Origin of the sequence: Nocardia sp. NPDC058633, from assembly GCF_042717045.1 — a bacterium.
GTDB lineage: Bacteria > Actinomycetota > Actinomycetes > Mycobacteriales > Mycobacteriaceae > Nocardia.
This window is the reverse complement of the sequence record NZ_JBHXRA010000001.1, coordinates 332,235-351,955: the sequence shown is the minus strand read 5'-3', so window position 1 is coordinate 351,955 and position 19,721 is coordinate 332,235. Positions and strand designations below refer to the sequence as shown.

At 66.1% G+C, this 19,721-nt stretch carries 20 protein-coding genes; 12 read left to right on the top strand and 8 right to left on the bottom strand.

What is annotated here, in order from left to right; genetic code table 11:
• Positions 1 to 148 precede the first annotated feature (148 nt).
• Positions 149 to 805 (bottom strand): hypothetical protein, encoded by a 657-nt coding sequence (locus tag ACFWUR_RS01555; RefSeq protein WP_378900164.1) that lies wholly within the window; start codon positions 803 to 805, stop codon positions 149 to 151.
• A gap of 510 nt (positions 806 to 1,315) precedes the next feature.
• Here ACFWUR_RS01555 and ACFWUR_RS01550 point away from each other — a divergent pair.
• From ACFWUR_RS01550 to ACFWUR_RS01520, 7 genes are all read left to right on the top strand, one after another.
• The gene (locus ACFWUR_RS01550) at positions 1,316 to 1,894 is read left to right on the top strand and encodes a dihydrofolate reductase family protein (protein ID WP_378900161.1); all 579 of its coding nucleotides are present in this window, start codon (positions 1,316 to 1,318) and stop codon (positions 1,892 to 1,894) included.
• A 110-nt stretch (positions 1,895 to 2,004) separates the two neighbouring features.
• The gene (locus ACFWUR_RS01545; RefSeq protein ID WP_378900158.1) at positions 2,005 to 2,490 is read left to right on the top strand and encodes an Lrp/AsnC family transcriptional regulator; all 486 of its coding nucleotides are present in this window, start codon (positions 2,005 to 2,007) and stop codon (positions 2,488 to 2,490) included.
• A gap of 197 nt (positions 2,491 to 2,687) precedes the next feature.
• Complete coding sequence (locus ACFWUR_RS01540) at positions 2,688 to 6,158, top strand: indolepyruvate ferredoxin oxidoreductase family protein (protein WP_378900155.1); 3,471 nt, start codon at positions 2,688 to 2,690, stop codon at positions 6,156 to 6,158.
• 211 nt (positions 6,159 to 6,369) lie between these two features.
• Complete coding sequence (locus tag ACFWUR_RS01535) at positions 6,370 to 7,449, top strand: Glu/Leu/Phe/Val dehydrogenase dimerization domain-containing protein (RefSeq protein ID WP_378900152.1); 1,080 nt, start codon at positions 6,370 to 6,372, stop codon at positions 7,447 to 7,449.
• Positions 7,449 to 8,942 (top strand): APC family permease, encoded by a 1,494-nt coding sequence (locus ACFWUR_RS01530; protein WP_378900149.1) that lies wholly within the window; start codon positions 7,449 to 7,451, stop codon positions 8,940 to 8,942. The genes ACFWUR_RS01535 and ACFWUR_RS01530 overlap by 1 nt, the downstream gene beginning before the upstream one ends.
• A 607-nt stretch (positions 8,943 to 9,549) precedes the next feature.
• On the top strand, positions 9,550 to 9,858 hold the full coding sequence (locus tag ACFWUR_RS01525) for a hypothetical protein (RefSeq protein WP_378900146.1): 309 nt from the start codon (positions 9,550 to 9,552) through the stop codon (positions 9,856 to 9,858).
• 300 nt (positions 9,859 to 10,158) lie between these two features.
• Complete coding sequence (locus ACFWUR_RS01520; protein WP_378900143.1) at positions 10,159 to 10,653, top strand: hypothetical protein; 495 nt, start codon at positions 10,159 to 10,161, stop codon at positions 10,651 to 10,653.
• A gap of 633 nt (positions 10,654 to 11,286) precedes the next feature.
• Here the strand turns inward: ACFWUR_RS01520 and ACFWUR_RS01515 are convergent.
• The 6 genes from ACFWUR_RS01515 to ACFWUR_RS01490 all read right to left on the bottom strand — a co-directional run bounded on the left by ACFWUR_RS01515 (position 11,287) and on the right by ACFWUR_RS01490 (position 14,404).
• Positions 11,287 to 11,751, bottom strand: coding sequence for a hypothetical protein (locus ACFWUR_RS01515; RefSeq protein WP_378841228.1), 465 nt, complete (start codon positions 11,749 to 11,751; stop codon positions 11,287 to 11,289).
• 578 nt (positions 11,752 to 12,329) lie between these two features.
• Entirely contained in the window at positions 12,330 to 12,593 is a 264-nt protein-coding gene (locus ACFWUR_RS01510) for a hypothetical protein (protein ID WP_378900575.1), read from the bottom strand.
• On the bottom strand, positions 12,476 to 13,006 hold the full coding sequence (locus tag ACFWUR_RS01505; RefSeq protein ID WP_378900140.1) for an SAM-dependent methyltransferase: 531 nt from the start codon (positions 13,004 to 13,006) through the stop codon (positions 12,476 to 12,478). The genes ACFWUR_RS01510 and ACFWUR_RS01505 overlap by 118 nt, the downstream gene beginning before the upstream one ends.
• 542 nt (positions 13,007 to 13,548) lie before the next feature.
• A complete protein-coding gene (locus ACFWUR_RS01500) occupies positions 13,549 to 14,028 on the bottom strand; it encodes a DNA-directed RNA polymerase subunit beta (RefSeq protein ID WP_378900137.1) in 480 nt (159 codons plus the stop codon).
• A complete protein-coding gene (locus ACFWUR_RS01495; RefSeq protein ID WP_378900134.1) occupies positions 14,025 to 14,192 on the bottom strand; it encodes a hypothetical protein in 168 nt (55 codons plus the stop codon). The genes ACFWUR_RS01500 and ACFWUR_RS01495 overlap by 4 nt, the downstream gene beginning before the upstream one ends.
• Entirely contained in the window at positions 14,189 to 14,404 is a 216-nt protein-coding gene (locus ACFWUR_RS01490; protein ID WP_071929618.1) for a hypothetical protein, read from the bottom strand. The genes ACFWUR_RS01495 and ACFWUR_RS01490 overlap by 4 nt, the downstream gene beginning before the upstream one ends.
• Positions 14,405 to 14,673: 269 nt before the next feature.
• Between ACFWUR_RS01490 and ACFWUR_RS01485 the strand changes: the two genes are divergently transcribed.
• Positions 14,674 to 15,948, top strand: coding sequence for an XRE family transcriptional regulator (locus ACFWUR_RS01485; protein ID WP_378900131.1), 1,275 nt, complete (start codon positions 14,674 to 14,676; stop codon positions 15,946 to 15,948).
• On the opposite strand, the gene ACFWUR_RS01480 is transcribed toward ACFWUR_RS01485, so the two are convergent.
• Entirely contained in the window at positions 15,945 to 16,592 is a 648-nt protein-coding gene (locus tag ACFWUR_RS01480; RefSeq protein WP_378900546.1) for an HAD family hydrolase, read from the bottom strand. The genes ACFWUR_RS01485 and ACFWUR_RS01480 overlap by 4 nt on opposite strands.
• Positions 16,593 to 16,936: 344 nt before the next feature.
• Between ACFWUR_RS01480 and ACFWUR_RS01475 the strand changes: the two genes are divergently transcribed.
• The 4 genes from ACFWUR_RS01475 to ACFWUR_RS01460 all read left to right on the top strand — a co-directional run bounded on the left by ACFWUR_RS01475 (position 16,937) and on the right by ACFWUR_RS01460 (position 19,688).
• The gene (locus ACFWUR_RS01475; RefSeq protein WP_378900128.1) at positions 16,937 to 17,773 is read left to right on the top strand and encodes a helix-turn-helix domain-containing protein; all 837 of its coding nucleotides are present in this window, start codon (positions 16,937 to 16,939) and stop codon (positions 17,771 to 17,773) included.
• Between the two features lie 130 nt (positions 17,774 to 17,903).
• Entirely contained in the window at positions 17,904 to 18,110 is a 207-nt protein-coding gene (locus tag ACFWUR_RS01470) for a hypothetical protein (RefSeq protein WP_378900125.1), read from the top strand.
• 129 nt (positions 18,111 to 18,239) lie between these two features.
• Positions 18,240 to 18,662: a hypothetical protein gene (locus ACFWUR_RS01465; protein WP_378900122.1), complete on the top strand. Its 423-nt coding sequence runs from the start codon at positions 18,240 to 18,242 to the stop codon at positions 18,660 to 18,662.
• Between the two features lie 174 nt (positions 18,663 to 18,836).
• Positions 18,837 to 19,688 (top strand): 3-hydroxybutyryl-CoA dehydrogenase, encoded by an 852-nt coding sequence (locus ACFWUR_RS01460; RefSeq protein WP_378900119.1) that lies wholly within the window; start codon positions 18,837 to 18,839, stop codon positions 19,686 to 19,688.
• Positions 19,689 to 19,721: the final 33 nt, after the last annotated feature.

The following is a 19,721-nucleotide window of genomic DNA, read 5'->3' as shown; positions in this document are numbered from 1 at the left end:
TTTTTTGTTTTTGTGGGGGGGGGTGGTTTTTTTTTATAAGCCCCGGGAGCTCCCCGGGGGGGCGGCGGGGGGCCGGGCCCCCCCGCCCGCGGCACTCAGAGGCCGGGAGAAGCCACCGCAAGGGCCAAAAATCAGTGACCGATGGAAGTCAGCGCAGTTCCTCCAACAACCACTGCCCGGCCCGCGCGGCCATCAAGGAAGTCGTGGCGGTTTCGTTGCTGTAGAAGGCATCGTGGAACAACGACAGGTCCTGATCGTCTTTCTCGCTGAGACCTTCGACATCGGGCACGCCCACAGTCAATTTCAGCAAGCGAGGCCGTTGCGGCACGGCCCCGAGACTCTCCAGTGCGTCGGTTTCGTCTCGGTCGACCGGACTGGTGCTGTTGTAGGCGAAATAGGCTTCGGTCTGATGATCCATCCTCTGGCGTTCCATCTTCGCCAGGGCATACCGTGCCAGCAGTGCGCCGCGACCGAAACCACCGACGGTCAATCCTCGCGGCCCCGACTGCTCAGCGACCGCACGCATTATCGCGTCCAGCACTGTGTCGGCGGCCGCGTGCAGGTCCGAGATTTCACTGGTGAACCCGACCAGGATCAGCTCCCGTCCCGTTTTCGTCACCGCCGCGTGCAGGTCGTAGGCCGCATCGTTGGCCTTGGCTGCCAGTCCGGCCATATCGGTGGGCCCGTTGTCGGCGACCACGATGAAGGGCGCTTGCAGCACGCCGGTGGGCCCGCAGTACGCCCAGGCCGTTCCTGTTCCTCTGTTCAGATCCCATACCTGTGAGGCTTTGCTGGCAACAGTCATGACCGGCTCCTTCGAATGAGTAGGCGAACCAACTACCGAGAACGCAGCCGAGAATCGAACCGCCGGACGGTGAGACACAGTGGCACGCAAGCCATCACATCGAGCAGCCGCGGACGGTCGATGGAAATATCCTAAGGCCGGACCTGTTGCCGGCGGGGCGATTCCCGCCGAGAAGTGAGTGTGCGCTGCTGCCGCAGACTCGTCAATTTTTGACCGGCACAGGGTTTCTCGACACGGTCGATGAGCGGTCGAGGAGTGCCCCGCCACCTTCGCACCCTGGTCACGCCGTGATCGCTCCGGGTTTCGGGCGCGTTCACCAGCGCCCGCCCGCCGCACATCGCCGCGCCGCCGCACTTCGGCGCCTGTCCGAACGGCCTCGAAGCACGCGGCCCGTCGGGACACGGCCCCGCATCGCCGCGGATCAGATCGGGCCTCGGCGCACCACGCGATGATTTTTCCCGAGTGGACTCGTCTGCATCGATACACCCGGCAGATGACAAGGAGAACCCGATGGCGACCACTTACACCTTCGACGTCTTTTCCAGCCTCGACGGCTTCGGCAGCATCAGCGGCGGCGACTGGGGTGGGTACTGGGGCAAGCAGGGCCCCGAGCTGCTCGACCACCGTCTTGCCCTGTTCGAGGAGCAACAGCGAATGGTCTTCGGGCCCAACACCTATCGGGAGTTCGCGCAGATGCTGGCTTCGGGTGACGTGGACGAGGTGCGCGACCCCTGGGTCACCCGGATGCGCGATCTCCCGGCGACGGTGGTGTCGAACACGCTCGAAGGGCCGCTCGACTGGCCGGACGGGACCATCGCGCACGGTGACGCGGTCGATGTCGTCGCCCGGCTCAAGGAGGAGTCCGCGGTGCCGTTGCGCTCACACGGCAGCCTGTCGATGAACCGGTCGCTGATGGCCGCCGGGCTCGTCGACCGTGTCCAGGTGACGGTGTTCCCGGTGATCACCGGACAGACCGGGGACGGCCCGATCTTCCGAGGGGCCGCCGACTTCGACCTCGAACTGCTCGAGAGCCGAACTCTCGACGGCCATATCCAGGAACTCGTCTACCGACCGACCCTGCACGGCTGAGATCCGGAGTGCGCGGCTATCCCTCGGTCGGCCATCGACAACGCCACCGCGGCGTTCGTCAGGTGACGTAGCTCGTCGGACTCGGGCAGTCGGCGTGTCAGAATGCGGCCATGACCATCAAGTTCGACGCACTCGATGCCGCGTTGCTGGCCGAACTGGCTCGTGACCCGCGGGCGCCGATTCTCGAGCTGGCGCAGCGGCTCGGGGTCGCCCGCAACACCGTGCAGGCGCGGATGAAACGGCTCGAGTCGTCGGGGGCGGTGCGCGGGTATCCGCCCGATATCGATGTGCAGGCGATCGGGTTCGCTGTGCACGCGTTCCTCGGCGTCGAGCTCGACCAGAACATGATGGACCCGATCATCGAGACGCTGCGCGGGTTCCCGCACGTGCTCGAGGTGCACGCCACCACCGGCCGTGCCGATCTGCTGGTGCGGATCGCCGCGCAGTCGCAGCAGGATCTGCTCGAGATCATCCAGCGGGTGCACGCCATCGACGGCGTGAACCACACCGAGACCATGCTCGCCCTGGCTACCCCGATCGGGTACCGGAGCCTGCCGCTGGTCGAACATCTGACCCACCGGGCGAACCAGCCATGATGTGACCCAGGTCTCGCGCGCTCGAGCAGATTGGCACATCCAGCCCAGTGGCCCAGATCACTTTTGATCAGATTGATCAACTTTCCGACTGACTGTTGACACCGATTACCCCTCCACGGCACATTTCGCAGCACCGATAGCAAGTTCCTTCGTTGCGCAGCTCACGATCTGGGTTGTGGAAAGTGTGGTGAGACGTCATGACCACCGTCGTCTGTGCGACTGCCCGACCGCTGCCCGAGCCGGCCGCACCCTACGACCTCGCCGACCGTTATCGCTCCGGAGCGGGTCCGGTGCTGCTCACCGGCGTCCAGGCCATCGCCCGGTTGCTCGTCGAACAGCACGTGCGCGACATCCGGGCCGGGCGCCGGGTAGCGACGTTCGTCTCGGGCTATCAGGGCAGCCCGCTGGGCGGAGTGGACAAGATGCTGCTCGGCATGCCGGAAGTGCTCACCGAGCACGACATCACTTTCGTCCCCGGGTACAACGAGGAACTGGCCGCCACGTCGGTCTGGGGCAGCCAGGCCGACCTGCCCACCGGACGGCCGACCCACGACGGCGTGGTCGGCGTCTGGTACGGCAAGGGCCCCGGCGTCGACCGCGCGACCGACGCGATCCGGCACGCCAACATGTACGGCGTGAACCCGCGCGGCGGTGTTCTGCTGCTGGTCGGCGACGATCCGGCGTCGAAGTCCTCGACGGTGCCCGCGGTGAGCGAACGCTCGCTGGCCGCCATGGGTGTGCCGGTGCTGTTCCCGCGCAATGCCGAGGAGATCATCACCCTGGGCATGCAGGGCATCGCGCTGTCGCGGGCCTCGGGCTGTGTGGTGGCGTTGAAGATCGTCGCCGATGTCGCCGACGGCGCCTGGACCGTGGACGCGGGCGTGGCCGACCTCGCGGTCACCGTGCCCGAAGTGCAGTGGGAGGGAAAGCCTTTCGTCTACCGGCAGCGGCCGATGGCGGCGCCGACCGACAGCGTGCTCGCCGAGGCCGATCTCTACGGCCCGCGCTGGGCCGTGGTGCGCGCCTACGGTGCCGCCAACGCCCTCGACGTGATCGAGGTGGACCCCGCCGAGGCGAAGGTCGGGATCGCGGCCACCGGCACCACCTTCGACGCGGTCCGGCAGGCCCTGCTGGATCTCGGCGTCGACGAGGCGAGCATGCACCGGGCCGGAATCCGGTTGCTGCGCATCGGCATGCCGTATCCGCTCGGCTCCGCCGCGCTCACCGAGTTCGCTCGCGGCCTGGAGCAGTTGATCGTGGTCGAGGACAAGACCGCGTTCATCGAGACCCAGGTCCGCGAGATCCTCTATGGCACCGCGGACGCGCCGCGCGTGCTCGGCAAGCAGGACGAGCGCGGCGCACGGCTGATGCCGGTCGACGGCGAACTCACCGCGGGACGACTGCTGGCGCCGCTGCGCCGGGTCCTGCGCGGGCGGGTCGAGCTGAAAAGGGCAGCGCCGCCCGCACTTGCGCTGGAAGTTCTCTCTTCCAAGCGAACCCCCTACTTCTGCAGCGGCTGCCCGCACAACCGCTCCACCGCGCTGCCCGAGGGCTCGATCGGCGGCGGCGGCATCGGCTGCCACACGCTGGTCACCCTGTCGGGACGCACCGACAGCGCGGTCACCGGGCTCACCCAGATGGGCGGTGAGGGCAGCCAGTGGATCGGGCAGGCGCCGTTCACCGATGTGCCGCATCTGTTCCAGAACATCGGCGACGGCACCTTCTTCCATTCCGGGCAGCTGGCCGTGCAGGCCTGCGTCGCGGCCGGGGTGAACATCACCTACAAGCTGCTGTGGAACGAAGTCGTCGCGATGACCGGCGCCCAGGACGTGGAGGGCGGGCTCACCGTCGCGCAGCTGACCCACAAACTCACCACCGAGGGCGTGCGCAAGATCATCATCTGCGCCGACGAGCCGAAACGGCACTCGAAGCGGGCGCTGGCCAAGGGCACTGTGTTGTGGCATCGCGATCGGCTCGACGAGGCGCAGAAGCTGCTACGCGAGATCGAGGGCGTCACCGTGCTGATCTATGACCAGCACTGCGCCGCCGACGCGCGCAGGCAGCGCAAGCGCGGGACGCTGCCTGTCCGCAACACCCGGGTGGTGATCAACGAGGCCGTCTGCGAGGGCTGCGGCGATTGCGGCGCCAAGTCCAACTGCCTGTCGGTGCAGCCGGTCGAGACCGAGTTCGGGCGCAAGACCCGCATCGACCAGACCTCGTGCAATACCGACTACAGCTGCCTGGACGGTGACTGCCCGTCGTTCGTGACCGTGGAGGTCGACCCCGACAAGAGCAAGCCGCACAGGCAGAGCGCCGTCGAGCCGCCCGCCGTGGCCGATCCGGATGTGGGCGCGCCGCTGCGCACCCAGAACGTGCTGATCGCCGGGATCGGCGGCACCGGCATCGTGACGGTGAACCAGGTGCTGGCCACCGCCGCCCTGCGCGCCGGATACCAGGTCGAGAGCCTGGACCAGATCGGCCTGAGCCAGAAGGCCGGCCCGGTGCTGTCCCACCTGCGTTTCGGGGCAACGGAATTGGAGCCTGCCAACCGGCTCACCCCGGGCAGCGCGGACTGCCTGCTCGCCGTGGACCTGCTCACCGCCACCGATCCGAAGTATCTCCAGTACGGCGATGCGGCGAGCACCGTGGCCGTGGCCTCGACCAGCCAGACCCCTACGGGCGAGATGGTCTTCGACAAGTCGGTGGCCTACCCCGCGACGGAAACGCTGCTGGATCGGCTCGCCACGGCGACACGTTCGATCAGCCACTTCGACGCGCTCGCGGCGGCACTGACCCTGTTCGGCAACACGGCGGCGGCGAACTTCCTGATCGTCGGCGCGGCCGTGCAGACCGGGGGGCTACGACTGCCCGCCGCCGCGATCGAGGAGGCCATCGGGATCAACGGTGTCGCGGTGGACGCCACCATCGCGGCCTTCCGCTGGGGCAGAGTCGCCGTCGCCGATCCGGCGGCGTTCGCCGCGGCGGTCGCGCAGAAGCAGGCGCGGCGGTCCCCGGTGGTGCCCGTGGAACTGCTGGCGCACACCGACTTCGAGGGTGAGGTGCGACGGCTCGTCGAGCTGCGAGCGGGTCAGCTCATCGGCTACCAGAACGCCGCGGTGGCCCGGCGCTATGTCGACACCGTCCAGCTCGTCTGGTCGGCGGAGCGGGCCGTCACCGCACGCACCGAGTTCAGCGAGGCGGTGGCGCGCGGGCTGTACAAGTTCACCGCCTACAAGGACGAGTACGAGGTGGCTCGCCTGCTGGTCGACCCGGCGTTCCTGGACGAGGTGCGGGCGCAGGTACCGGGTGGCGAGAAGCTCACCTACAAGCTGCATCCGCCGATGCTGCGCGCGATGGGCCGCGACAAGAAGATCGGATTGAAACCAAAATCGCATGTGGCGCTGAAGGTTCTGGCCAAAGGCAAGTTCCTGCGCGGCACCAGGCTCGATCCCTTCGGCTACGCCCACGTCCGCAAGGTCGAGCGCGAACTACTGGCCCACTACACCGACATGGTGCGCCGACTGGCCGCCGCGCTGACCACCGCGAACTACGACACGGCCACCGCGGCCGCCGCACTGCCCGATGTGGTGCGCGGCTACGAGGACATCAAACTCGGCAACGTCGAGCTGTACCGCGCCGGGCTGCGCGATCTCGGCATCGATTACTGACCGAAACCGCGGGGCCACCCCCGCGACCGCGCTCACTCAGCCACTTGCGACGCATACCGCCGTAGAGGCACCCACCGCTGCGCCGCGAGCGCGGAATACCGACCGCCGCGGCTGGGAGCATCGCACCATCGAAGCGCCGCACACCCGCGGCACCACCACACCGCAGCCCAGGGCACAACCCTGGCTGGCGGCAACCCGAAAGGAATCGACAGTGACCGTCGCGCACACCGAAGCAGGAGTCTTCGGCCGATCGCACGAATTGAGCGCCCGCGCCCACGAGCAAGTGGTGTTCTGCGAGGACGACGCCTCGGGCCTGAAGGCGATCATCGCCATCCACTCGACCGCGCTCGGCCCCGCCCTCGGCGGTACCCGCTTCTACCCCTACGCCGACGAATCCGCGGCTCTGCAGGACGTGCTGCGACTGTCGTGGGGCATGACCTACAAGGCCGCCGCGGCAGGCGTCGACCTCGGTGGCGGCAAGGCGGTGATCATCGGCGATCCGGCAACGCTGAAGAGCGAGGAACTGCTCGCCGCCTACGCCCGTTTCGTCGACACCCTCGGTGGGCGCTACATCACCGCCGGTGACGTGGGCACCAACACCGACGACCTGGACGTCATCGGCAGGCACACCCGCCACGTCACCGGCCGCAGTGTCGGCGCGGGCGGCAGCGGCGACAGTGCACGACTGACCGCGCTCGGGGTGTTCCACGCGATGCGCTCCGGTGCCGAATTCGTTTGGGGCGCACCGACACTGGCCGGTCGCACGGTCGGCGTGGAGGGCGTCGGCAAGGTGGGTCGCGAACTCACCGCCCTGCTGCTCGCCGACGGCGCCGAGGTGTGCGTGACCGATGTGAACGAGGCGGCGCTCGAGCGCATCACCGACGAAATGCCCGCCGTGCGGCTGCTGTCGGCGGTGTCCACCGCACCGGTCGACGTGTACGCGCCGTGCGCCATGGGCGCCACCCTCACCGCAGCCAGCGCCGCGACGATCGAGGCGAAGCTGATCTGCGGCGCGGCCAACAACCAACTCGCGACTCCCGAGATCGAACAGGCGCTCACCGAGCGCGGCATCATCTGGGTGCCCGATTTCGTCGCCAATGCCGGTGGCCTCATCCAGGTGGCCGGTGAACTGCGCGCCGCCGCGCCCGCCGAGGTCGAAGCCGAGGTCGCCGACATCTATCCGCGCTGCCGCGAGATCATCGCCGCCGCCGTCACCGAGGGAATCGGGACCGGTGCCGCCGCCAACCGATTCGCCGAGCGCCGTCTCGATGCCATTCCGAGGTCGATCTGATGATGACGAAGAGCGGACTGTTCCGCACCAAGTCCGTCGAACAATCGATCCGCGACACCGACGATCCGGATGCCAAGCTGCGCAAGGATCTGACGGCCAAGGACCTGACGATCTTCGGTGTCGCGGTGGTGATCGGGGCGGGCATCTTCACCCTCACCGCGCGCACCGCGGGCACGGTGGCCGGCCCCGCGGTCTCGCTGGCCTTCGTTTTCGCCGCGATCGCGTGCGGGCTCACGGCCCTGTGCTACGCGGAGTTCGCCTCCACCGTGCCGGTGGCCGGCAGCGCGTACACCTTCGCCTACGCCACCTTCGGGGAGGTGATCGCCTGGATCATCGGCTGGGATCTGATCCTGGAGTTCGCGCTCGCGGTGTCGGTGGTCGCCAAGGGCTGGTCGCAATATCTCGGCGAAGTGCTCGGGTCCTCGGCGCCGGTGATCCACCTGGGCTCGGTGACCTTCGACTGGGGTGCGGTGCTGATCATCGCGGTGGTCGGGGTGCTGCTGGCCACCGGGACCAAGTTGTCGTCGCGCGTGTCGGCCATCGCGGTCGCGATCAAGCTGGGCGTGATCGCGTTGGTGCTGGTGGTCGGGGCGACCTACTTCAAGCCGTCGAACCTGACGCCCTACATCCCGCCCGCGCAGCCGTCGGAGAAGGCCGAGGGTATGCATCAGTCGCTGTTCGCCTTCCTCACCGGATCCGGTGGCACCAGCTATGGCTGGTACGGCCTGCTCGCCGCGGCCAGCCTGGTGTTCTTCGCCTTCATCGGCTTCGACGTGGTCGCCACCACCGCAGAGGAGACGCGCAACCCACAGCGCGACGTCCCGCGCGGCATCCTGGCCTCGCTGGCGATCGTGACGGTGCTCTACATCGCGGTCTCGGTGGTCCTCACCGGCATGGTGTCCTACACCGAACTCGCCGACGGCAACGCCACGCTCGCCACCGCCTTCGCCATCCAGGGCGCGACCTGGGTGAAGAACATCATCGCCATCGGCGCGCTGGCCGGGCTGTCGACCGTGGTGATGGTGATGTTCCTCGGCCAGACCCGGGTGCTGTTCGCCATGGCCCGCGACGGACTGCTGCCCCGCGGTCTGGCCAAGACCGGCGAGAAGGGCACGCCGGTTCGGCTGACCGTGCTCGTCGGCGTGGTCTGCGCGCTGCTCGCCGGATTCGTCGAGTTCGGCACGCTAGAGGAAATGGTCAATATCGGCACGCTGGTCGCCTTCGTGCTGGTGTCGATCGGAGTGCTGGTCCTGCGTCGCACGCGCCCGGATCTGCCGCGCGGTTTCCGCGTCCCGTTCGTCCCGGTGGTTCCCGTCCTGGGCGCCCTGGCCTGCCTGTGGCTGATGGTCAACCTCTCGATCGAGACCTGGGTGCGCTTCGTGATCTGGATGGCCCTCGGTGTCGTCGTGTACTTCGCCTACGGCCGAAGGCACTCGATCCTCGGTCGCGAACGACCACAACCCACCGAGCCGGAGTTGACCCCGGTTCGATAACCGAACACCACCGCACGCTCATCAGGACCGGCGCTCCCACCGAAGCGCCGGTCCTCGAGCGTTCCGCGATGCGGTCCGAGTGTCACCCGACGGCACAGTGAGCCGTCACGAAAGTCACGATCTGCCCGGCGAATCCGCTGTCTAGGATCGCGGCATGGATGGACGCTCGGAGTTGACCAGCTTCCTCATGTCACGCCGGGCACGGTTGCAGCCCGATCAGGTGGGACTGACAACCTATGGGGATCGGCGGCGGGTGCCCGGCCTGCGCCGCGAAGAGCTCGCGCAACTGGCCGGGGAGAGATGGTCGTCACACACTCCATGCCTAGTGGCCGGGTTATTGGGGGGCAAGCCCCGAAGGGGTGCGGCAGCTCGTATGCGACCACAGCCCTCGTCGATGCCGATGTCGTAATGGTGCGTGGGGCAGTAGCTCCCGGCGCGCGAATCTTCAGTTCAGGGTGCAACCCCACTTCCAGGACCGCGAGCTTCGGTGCCTGCATACGCGCGTCAGCCGGTAGTCGGCAGGCGTGGTCGGAGACCGCAGCGTGGTTTCCCGCCGGGCTCCGCTGCTTGGATGGGTGCGCAACTGTAGTCGGCTAGGTTGACGGCTGTGGGTAAGGCGAGTACGCGCTGGCGAGACAGCACCTTGGGGCATTACACGATTCTGGCTGCGTTATTCGTCGGGTTCTTGTCGGTGGTGGGGATGTTTCAGGCATGGGAGCGCGAACAGTGGTTATCCATGGCTCTGCTGAGCGTGGTGGTCGCTCTCTGTGTGCCGTTGTTGGTTCTTTTCGTCGTGGAGGCTGTAGGTGAAGCTACCGCGATCGGCGCAGTCATTGCCGTGTATGGCTTGACGCTTCCGCTGCTGCTGTTCCCCGCAGGGCGGCGATGGAGGCGACGCTTAGTTCGTAGCTTTTGAGTCCGCGCCCGGCGAGCCTGCCGACGTTGCATCTTCCGGAAGCGCTGGGCGCCAAGGAACTCCAGAAGGAGTCTAGGTTGGTCCGGCCAGTCGGGCGTCGCCGCTCGCTACTGAGTCATGGCCGTATCGGTGAGTCCTGGCGTCGCTGGTCGATTGATTTCGGTGTTGACGGCTAGGTCGATCGGTGGCTCGCGACGGTGAAAAGTTTGATGTCACCACTTGGCCGAGCTGTGGCCGCGCCTTCCTTGGTGTGATGAAATCAGGGTGCGGTCCGAGAGCGCGCCCTGGCAGCATGGCCGGATGCCAGATCTGCTGTGGGACGACGTCAAGAACTTCTTCGACCCCAACCTGATGGGTGCCCTGCCGGATGTGTGGGTGCCGGACGCCTCAGTCGAGGACTGGCAGGCGGTATTCGATCTAGTCCAGTCCAGCGGGTGGCAATGGGGCTACAGGGAAGCCGACACCATTCGACCGCTGCCTCTTGCTGCGGAGGTACTGCCACGCCCCGCAGATGCGGAGGAGGGTGTCTCGCTGTATGTTCGGCCCGTCCCAGGGGTGCCGATGATCTTCCGTGCGATGTCCGCCACGGAGATCGATTTCGACCTGGACCTTCGCGAGCTGCAAGGTCAGGCCGGGGTGGACATCCTGTGCGACTTCGTATGCGCGTTCGGCCGTCGACTGGGAAAGCCCGTGCTTATGAGCGCCGAGGGCCAATATGGTTACCCACTGCTCGGGTTCGACCCGGCAGCCGACCACGTGGTGCTGCTTGCGGATCCAGTAGATCCAGGAATCTGATGGTTCTTCTTCCGCGTGCCGCCGAGATAAAGCACACGCATCCTGGCATTGCAACGAAGATCACGGTGTCTGCTTTTCGCCGGTACAAGGGATTGCGCATACCGTGATCGGGCATTTTTATGCCGACCGACGAAAATTACGTGCGCTCACTGCACCAGCGTTCTAGCGTTGGCGCATGGCAATCGCTAAAAAGGGGTCGGCGCAGGATCGTGGTGGGCCATCGCGAATTCCTATGGTGGGTCCGCGAAGACTGGGAAAACTATCATGCACCCGGCGCAGCCAGCCTTATGGTTGCGACTGACGATCGACGGATTCTGCTCAATTACGTCCTGAACCAAGACGAGCAAGCCCGGCATGTCACCGTGCTGGGTCCCGAGTTTCGCGGAGTGACCCAGCACGGCCCAGCTCTCCGCTTTCGCTGCCCGATGTTCGGCCTTCCTGACGAGATCCGCCCATCACACGTGGCCGAATTCATCGCGTGGTGCACCGATCCTGGACCACTCCCGGAGCCCACAGACTGGCAAGGACATGCCCTCACGGCTCCACGGACCTGATGACCCTGTCGTCGGCAATACAGTGTGTCTTTCGGCCAGCCGACACGACAAGCCGCACACTCTAACGACAGTGCCGGCGTTACCCCGGCATACCGAGGGTGTGAGCGATCTCCTGGACGCGGTCCTCACCGAGCTCGACCGGATCGTAGTTGCGACGTTGGGCGTAATCACGGAATTCCTGGGGTAGGTCTACTCGGTAGGCCCGGACATAGTCCGCCCAGTCCAGACCCCACACCCACTCCCCGTCGGTCATGACACCCAGCCGGAACAACAGGCGCCCGGTCAATCGATCCGGAACGACTCCAGGGGCTGAAGCCAACGCTGTCGCCGACTCCAGATAGCCGGCCAGGAGCTCGGCCTCTGACTCGGGTAGACAGTAGGGCACTAGAGCCACCCGGACATCCGGGTCGATGAGCCGTTTGGGCGGACTGATGTGCACGACGCGCTTGGTAAGGCTGATCTGGCGTCCGGATGGTCGCGGCGTCGCGAAGACGATCCCGGCCCTGACCCCGAGCTCTTCGAGTCCCTGCCGTAGCAGCGACATTTCCGCGAGGGTCCCCACACACCCATCTGACACCAGATCCCCAGCCGCGGCTCTCAGTTCGCTGCGCGGCAACGATTCCCGGCTGCGGATCACCCGCATAATCGCACCCACCGAGGGACTCGGGTCCGAAATCCGCAGTCCGCTCGGACCGTTGTCGGCGATGATCGCCGCGCGGACCTCCGGCGAGACACCGTCGCCACTGGCATGCCAAATATGGTCGCACCCGCGGCAAGAGCCTTCGACGGCCCACCCGAGCGTTCCACCGACAACAGCCTCACTGACAACGCTCAAAGTCTCTGCACCACACCGGTCGCAGGTCTCGACCCGTTGGGCAGATTCGTAGATCATGCCTCCCCCAAAGACAGCTCAGAAATACCGCCGGTCCGCCGAATGTCCTTTGACTCGTGCGCTCGATCATCACGTCGCGCAGTAGCAACCCTGTACGCGGCGAAGGCACCAGCATAGACGGAAGGGGTAGGCGAGGCCTCGCCGAACGCCTGATCGAGCGCAAATCGGCATTATCGGATATTCGCTGGCAATCACGTTTGCGCAGGTGAGGTACGAGTTTCGGCGCTCCTTCAGGGCGCAACCCACTTCCATGGCCGCAAGCCCTCATCCCCACGTAGGCAGGCCAGCCGGTAGTCGGCCTGGTGGCGGGCGTGGTCGGAGACAGCGGCGTGACGTAGCGCGAACAGACACAGCTCGAAGGATCGGACGTCGCGGATCACCGGGTAGCCGTCCCATCCGGTGACATCGGAGCCGTAGGCGTCGGCGAACTGTTTCCATCGGGCTGGTGGGTCCGAGAGTGTGTCGGACTGGAAGGCGACAGTGGCTTGTCCCACTGTGGGGGTCCGATGCAGCAGCGTTCCAGGTCCACGACGTGTCCCCCGGTAGGTGCGGCCATGGTGTTGGCCGGGGAAGGGTCGCCGTGGATGACACACCACGGGCTCGGCCACTCCAGCGCGTCCCACCGTGCCGCGAGGTTTTCGGCGATGTCGTGGATGTTCGGGACGTGAGGCAGGCCGCACCCGAGTTCGACGAACTGGGACACCCCGTAATGGTCGGATAGGTATTCGACCGCGCGTCGGGTGAAGCGGCGGGATTCGGTGATCGCGGGCCTGATCGTGCTGCTCGACAGTGCCTCGGCTAGCGCCTCGTCGGGTTCGTAGTGGTCTTTCCCGCCGAGGAACACGCTGTGCAGGCGTGCGGGGGTGGGCTGGTAAGGGTCGATCAGGTTCCGTGAGCGGGTGGTCATAGTCGGGGCTCCTGCCGCATCTGCGACGGAAAGCCCCCGACCAACTCCAGGGCCCGTGGCGAGGGGCGCACGGTGTGGGCGTTGGTCGGGGCCTTCCAGTGTTACCAGTCATGTGCGTGGTGTGGGTGCCCCCGGAGGCCGGTTGGGCGGCCTCCGGGAGCGTTCCCCACCCTCGAACCAGCGCGGCTCGGGGGTCGCCGGTGTTCGAGGTATTCAGGTGGTCTTGTCGCGTCGCGACCGCGCTCGTAGCGAATGGCGTAACACATTGTGGCGCAACGGGATTAGTGGCCTAGGAGTTCGTATCCGGCATCGAGGTTGTTCACACGGTCAGGGTTGGAGGTAAAGCCGTTCGTTGGGGAGCCTCGACAGTCCCGCGCAATAGCTGGGATCGACGGTGACGGTGCCGGGTCGGCGGGCGGTCACCTCGCAAACGAATACGAGTGCGGCCGTCAAGCAGGCGACGAAATTCATTCGGACACTGGTGAATTGGATTGTGAGGTGGACGTCGGGTTCGTCGGGACAGGGTGAGCGACCACCGTGGTTCATCGCAGGTGCCGCCCCGGCAAGAGCCCCAGGGCGCAATGGACGACTACCGACCCTGATGGCCGGAACGCGCTGATCGCCGGAGATACCCATGTGCGGACCATCAGTGGGTCCGGGGACGGGGACGGCAACGCGATATCGCCTTCACGGATCACCACCACTCGCGCTTCCCATAACCGGGCCACGTTTTCGGGCTCACCGATCGGCTTGATATCGGAGCGAACCAAGAAGGTCCACATGTTGGATCGGGGGTGGCCGATGATCGGCAACGGCGTGACCCCTCGAACGTCGAGATCGGTTTTGACGCGTCGGGCGAGGTCGGTGGGCATCATCACCGCCCCGACCATCCCTGCCTTCATGGTGATCCGCCCGGTTACCGGGTCGATCACCGTGGGCAGCGAGCAGGTGCGGCGGTAGAACTCGCACCGCGATCGGGGGGTTTCGGTGTAGGCGGTGGCGGGTGGGCTTGCCTGGGTCATGAGAACTCCTCGAGCGACCCGGTAGCGGGGTCGGACGACTCGGGCGCGTCGAACGTGGGTGTCGCGGGCGTGGTGGTGATGAAACCGGCTTCGCGCATGGCGTCGAGCGCTCGGGTGAGGTCGGCAAGTGTGTGTTCGAGGGTGATGGGATCGAGGTGTGTCATCGCGCGGCCTGCCTTGGCGGGCGGCGCTGTCCGGCCGTGATCTGCCATTCCGCCTGCTGATTCCGGAAGGCGTCGCCGTTGCGGCGCAGCGAGTGCAGGGCGCGCACCACGCGCCATTTCGGTGCGTTCAAGTTGCGGGCGATGGTGTCGGTAGTGAGCTTCCCGCCGGGTGTGAGGACGGCGAGAACATCGGCTTCCAGGATGGATGTCATCGGGCCACCGATGAAGGAGGCCGCCCAACCATGACCACTCTTGTCTGACCTCTTGACGGGTCGGGCTCGTTCATCGTTCCTCCGTGTCATCCATCGCAGGATGTCCGTTTCGTGTGGCGAGACGGGTACTACCACAAGTCGAGTAGCCCTACGAGATCAACAGTGACTCAATGCAAAGGTCGATAGAAGGACAAATAAGAGGACATAAGGCGGCCACATGCGACATGCTCCCTCGTCAAATGTCCCGATAGCGGACTACGCTCGCCCGCATGGCAAACAATGGGAATGCGGCTCTTCGCGCGGCCCGCCAGGCTCTGGGATATCGATCCCAAGCGGCTTTGGCCGACGCGTTGACTGACGCCGCGCGCGCGATCGGACTCCGCATCGAAGTAGCCGCCCGCACCGTACGGCGCTGGGAGTCGACCGATCCGCCTTGGCCGCATCCAGAACATGCCGCAGCCCTGGAAGCGCTGTTCAAACGCCCCATTACCGAACTCGGCTTCACACCTCCCTGGCCGAACGGCCCAGAAGGGCGAGGTTCCAGAGAAGTATTGGGCACCAACGGGATTCAGAAAACAGGTCGGTATCGGCGCGTCATGGGTGGAACGGAACTGCCCGCGACGGTCGCGAAGAACTTTGTGGCGATCACGGTCGCTCATCGCGGGATGTACTGGTCACTGCCAGCAAAGCAACTCCACCGATCCGTCTCTTATCACGCCCGGATGGGGTCCGACCTCATCCCGCAGATCGACGTTCGGGCCACCGTTCCCTTGGCAAGGGCAGTCTCTGAATCGGCGCTGCTGGCGGGCCGTCTCGAGTTCTTTGATCTTCAGCAGCCCGACGAAGCCCAGACAAGTTTCGTCCTCGCGCTACAGGCGGCACACGAAGCAGCTGACGCCCTGCTCGGCTGCGCCGTCCTCGCCCACATGGCCTTCATTCCCGCATTCTCCGGCCAAGCGAAAAGGGCCGAGGAAGCGAAAGAGCGAGTTCGAGCGGCCCGAGCATTCGCGCGGCGGGGCAACGGAAACCACGAACTGACGGCATGGCTCGATGCTGTCGAGGCCGAAGTCGAGACGCGGTTCGGCAATACCCGACAGGCACTGAGCCTCATCCGGCACGCCGAACAGTCCTACGCCCTGCATGATCCGCAGGAACAGCCGTCGCCCCAGTGGCTGGATTGGTTCTCCCCGACGCGGCTCGCGGGCTTCAAAGCCAACACCTTGATTTCCGCGGGAGACGGCCGGGAGGCCCTGGCGAGCCTGCGGCAAGTCCTCGACGACCTTCCCGCGGAGTCGGTGAAACAGCGGTCGGTTTACCTTGCCGATGCTGCGGCTGCGTGTGTGTTGGAGAAGCTGCCAGAGCAAGCGTGTGGCTTCCTCGAGGATGCGCTGGATGGAATCGGCGAGCACTGGTACGCAACGACTTTGGATCGGATCAAGGTGGTTCGGCAGGACCTGCGCAAGTGGGACTCGCTACCCGAGGTGCGGGCGTTGGATGAGCGGTTGTACGACTGGCATACAACCGTCAACTCGCTCTCTGGCTAGCGCTCAGCGTTCACGATGTCGGGGAGTTCGGACAGGCTGAGGATTCGCCAGTCCGAGAGCTCCTTGACGTCCTGCCGGTCTTTGTGGATCCATCCCCATGGTCCGCGCTGGATGTAGGCGGTTCGCATCCCGACCTTGGTGGCCGGGGTGATGTCGTTGTCGATGCGGTCACCGACGTAGATGATCTGTTCTGCCGGGCATCCGGCGACCTCAACAACCTTGTCGAAGAACGCGACGTCAGGCTTTGCTACCCCCCAATCATCGGAGGTCGCGATGAAGTCGGTCGGCAGATCGAGACCACGCAGCAGGCCGCCCGCGCGTACCGTCTGGTTCCCGACGATGCCCACCCAGATACCCAACTCGCGCAGCGCCGACAGAGCTGGACGGACATCCGGATAGAGGTCTTCCTCGCCGAACCACTCCGGCTTGCCTGCATCTGCGCGGGCTTGGCGCTGTTGATCGAGATCGAATCCGGGCTTGAACACCTGGAACGTCTCTCGGTAGTCCAGACCTTGGGCGATCACAGCGCCGAACACCGAGACGAAGGTATGGCGAGGTACGCCCAACCAGTCCGCCCAGGTGCCGTACTCCCGAGTCTCGTCCACAAGGGTCTCGCCGACATCGAACACAACAGCCCGGATCACCACGCAACTCCTATTTCGTCCGCCCTACGGTGCGGTGCCAACCTTGCCGGGGTCAGTCTAGGACGCGCAAATGCGGACGGTTGTTCCCTATTTGCGCTTGCTGCACCGCGTATGCCGACAGTGCGAAGGTGACGACCGACTACCAGTCGAATGCGTGACCAGCGTCGAGTTCGAGAGCCGGCTGCGCTTCGTGATCAGGCCGGCTCTCGGGGTCCTCGTGTACTTCGCCTACGGCCGAGCGTTCCGGAAATCATGCACGCAGAGCGCCGACCGCTCGGCTGTGGACAGTGAGCCGTCACGAAAGTCACGATTTGCCCGGCGAATCCGCTGTCTAGGATCGCGGCATGGATGGACGCTCGGAGTTGACCAGCTTCCTCATGTCACGCCGGGCACGGTTGCAGCCCGATCAGGTGGGACTGACAACCTATGGGGATCGGCGGCGGGTGCCCGGCCTGCGCCGCGAAGAGCTCGCGCAACTGGCCGGAGTGAGTGTCACGCACTATGTTCGGCTCGAGCAAGGACAGAGTCGAAATATCTCCGCCGAGGTGCTGGACGCGGTCGCCGCCGCGCTCGGACTCACCGACGATGAACGCGAGTATCTGGGAAATCTGGTTCATCCACCGCAGAGCGAGCCGTCGTCGGGGCCGACGGAGGTCCGTACCGACCTGGTGCACCTGGTGAATTCCATCACCCAGGCGCCTGCCTACATCACCGGCCGATACGGCAATGTCCTCACGTGGAATCCGATGACGACGACCGTGCTGTACGACTTCACCGCCGTTGCGCCGGTCCTGCGCACCTGGACGCATCCGCTCTTCCTCGATTCGGACTTTCGCGCCATGTTCTGCCCCGCCGACTGGGACGAGATCGCGCGCTATCAGGTGGCCTTCACCCGCCTGGCCTGGAGCCGCCACCCCGGGGACCCGGCGCTGGCCACCCATCTGGCCTCGCTACGCGAGCACAGCGAGGAATTCTGCGCACTGTGGGAGGCGCACCAGGTCGGCGCCTGGCCGCCGCACCGGGTACGACTCGATCACCCCGAACTGGGGCAGCTCGAGCTCGCGGTCGAAGTGATGCACCCCGGCGAAAGCCGCGACCAGACCTTCGTGGCCTTCGTCGTCGCGCCGGGTTCACCGACGGAATCCGCCCTGCGAGGCCATGCGGTGCGGCGAACGGGCTGACTGACCAATTATTGGATAGCCAATTCTGTGGCCTTGGTCGAAGCGGCCCCAAGCCACACCCTTGTTGAGGTATTGGTCGATCGGCCCGTGGCTACGGGCCGAATTCCCGGACAAGAAAAGGCAATTCGCGATGTCTCTGATCCGCCGTCTCACCATCGTCGCACTGTCGGCCGGTGTCGTTCTGTCACCGGTGGTGAACGCGCAAACCGCTGGGGCGCAGCCTGTTCCACCGTTGACCGCCGTCGACGACAGCGGCTCGACCGGTAGCGGCTCGCAGTTCACCTGCGCTCTTCTGCGACTGGTGCACATGAACCAGGGTCCCGACTGGTGCGCCTGACCGCCGCGGCGCCGGTCGACGGCCGCACCTCGAACGACATCCGCTGCGCGCCTCTCGCTTCCTGAAGGGCCGGGCGGGCCGTCCCGGCGACTGCACATTCTGACGAACCGAACCGAAAGAGATTCCGCCATGATCCGAACGCTCATGCCCTCCGATTCCCTTCGATTCGCCCTCGGCGCTGCCACCGTCGGCATCGTCGCGAGCATGGCGACCCTGGCAGCACCGCAGGCCTCGGCGACCGTCACGAGCATCGCCACCATGCCCTCGTTCACCCTCGGCACCCACCCGTACGGAACGACCTGCACCTACGTGGCACACGTGACCGTCGACGACATCACCCAGCCGGTGTTCTTCTACGAGGAAGGCCAGGGCCCGAGCGGCTTCGCCGAGGTGATGCCCGACCCCAATGGCACCGCCAAAGCGAACTGGACCCCGTCCAGGACGGGCATCACCTACATCTACGCCTTCCAGCCGGGCGCGACGCATCAGGTCCGCCAGACCGTCAGTGTCGGCACGGGCATCAACGCGGGTTCGGCGTGCATCGCCCTGTGAACCACCCGCGTCGGCCTGCACGCGTTCCCGCCGACGCGGGCCGGGCAATCGGCTGCGCCGCCTAGGTCGACCGGTGCCGTGACCCCTCGTTCCGGCAGCCTGTGGCACTGAGTGCCACCCGGGGTGAAATAATCGCCGGGACAACCAGGGCAAGGCGATGTTGGGAGTACGGCAATGGAGTTGATCGGTGTAATCGGCGGCGGCACGATGGGCGCGGGTATCGCGGAGGTGTGCGCCAAGGCGGGCAGCTCGGTGCTCGTGCTCGAGACCAAGCCGGAGTTCGCCGAGGCGGCGCAGAACCGGATCGCCACCTCGATCGCCCGTGGCGTCGCCAAGGGCAAGATCACCCAGGACGAGGCCGACGCCGTGCTCGCGCGGGTGCGCGTCACCCTGGACATGGACGAGTTCGCCGATCGCGACCTGGTGATCGAGGCGGCGCCCGAGATCGAGGCGCTGAAGTACGAGATCTTCGGCAAGCTGGACAAGATCGTCAAGCCCGAGGGCATCCTCGCCACCAACACCTCCTCGATCCCCGTGATCAAGGTGGCGGGCGCGACCGAGCGGCCCGAGCGGGTCGTCGGCGTGCACTTCTTCAACCCCGTGCCGGTGATGCCGCTGGTCGAGATCATCTCGACGCTGGTGACCGCGCCGGAAGCGGCCGCGGCCGTCACCGACTACGCCGCCAACACCCTGGGCAAGATGACCGTGCAGGCCGGTGACCGTTCCGGTTTCATCGTGAACGCGCTGCTCATCCCCTACCTCTGCTCGGCGATCCGGATGCTCGAGTCGGGCTACGCCACCGCCGAGGACATCGACGCGGCCATGAAGGGCGGCTGCGGCTACCCGATGGGCCCGCTCACCCTGCTCGACACCGTCGGCCTCGACATCGCCTTGGCAGCGTCGGAGTCGCTGTACGCCGAGTTCGCCGAGCCGCACCTCGCCCCGCCCGCGCTGCTGCGCCGGATGGTCGACGCGGGACGACTGGGCCGCAAGACCGGGCGCGGGTTCTACGACTACGCGAAGTGACGCCGATTCCCGCAGGAGCTCCGTGCTCCTGCG

What these genes read in the sequence shown, in the direction of transcription:
- ACFWUR_RS01555 (WP_378900164.1), bottom strand. Translation starts at nt 805, where the DNA reads ATGACTGTTGCCAGCAAAGCCTCACAGGTATGGGATCTGAACAGAGGA.
- ACFWUR_RS01515 (WP_378841228.1), bottom strand. Translation starts at nt 11,751, where the DNA reads ATGTCGCTGCTACGGCAGGGACTCGAAGAGCTCGGGGTCAGGGCCGGG.
- ACFWUR_RS01485 (WP_378900131.1), top strand. Translation starts at nt 14,674, where the DNA reads ATGGCAAACAATGGGAATGCGGCTCTTCGCGCGGCCCGCCAGGCTCTG.
- ACFWUR_RS01490 (WP_071929618.1), bottom strand. Translation starts at nt 14,404, where the DNA reads ATGACATCCATCCTGGAAGCCGATGTTCTCGCCGTCCTCACACCCGGC.
- ACFWUR_RS01460 (WP_378900119.1), top strand. Translation starts at nt 18,837, where the DNA reads ATGGAGTTGATCGGTGTAATCGGCGGCGGCACGATGGGCGCGGGTATC.
- ACFWUR_RS01475 (WP_378900128.1), top strand. Translation starts at nt 16,937, where the DNA reads ATGGATGGACGCTCGGAGTTGACCAGCTTCCTCATGTCACGCCGGGCA.
- ACFWUR_RS01495 (WP_378900134.1), bottom strand. Translation starts at nt 14,192, where the DNA reads ATGACACACCTCGATCCCATCACCCTCGAACACACACTTGCCGACCTC.
- ACFWUR_RS01500 (WP_378900137.1), bottom strand. Translation starts at nt 14,028, where the DNA reads ATGACCCAGGCAAGCCCACCCGCCACCGCCTACACCGAAACCCCCCGA.
- ACFWUR_RS01520 (WP_378900143.1), top strand. Translation starts at nt 10,159, where the DNA reads ATGCCAGATCTGCTGTGGGACGACGTCAAGAACTTCTTCGACCCCAAC.
- ACFWUR_RS01505 (WP_378900140.1), bottom strand. Translation starts at nt 13,006, where the DNA reads ATGACCACCCGCTCACGGAACCTGATCGACCCTTACCAGCCCACCCCC.
- ACFWUR_RS01470 (WP_378900125.1), top strand. Translation starts at nt 17,904, where the DNA reads ATGTCTCTGATCCGCCGTCTCACCATCGTCGCACTGTCGGCCGGTGTC.
- ACFWUR_RS01550 (WP_378900161.1), top strand. Translation starts at nt 1,316, where the DNA reads ATGGCGACCACTTACACCTTCGACGTCTTTTCCAGCCTCGACGGCTTC.
- ACFWUR_RS01540 (WP_378900155.1), top strand. Translation starts at nt 2,688, where the DNA reads ATGACCACCGTCGTCTGTGCGACTGCCCGACCGCTGCCCGAGCCGGCC.
- ACFWUR_RS01545 (WP_378900158.1), top strand. Translation starts at nt 2,005, where the DNA reads ATGACCATCAAGTTCGACGCACTCGATGCCGCGTTGCTGGCCGAACTG.
- ACFWUR_RS01530 (WP_378900149.1), top strand. Translation starts at nt 7,449, where the DNA reads ATGATGACGAAGAGCGGACTGTTCCGCACCAAGTCCGTCGAACAATCG.
- ACFWUR_RS01465 (WP_378900122.1), top strand. Translation starts at nt 18,240, where the DNA reads ATGATCCGAACGCTCATGCCCTCCGATTCCCTTCGATTCGCCCTCGGC.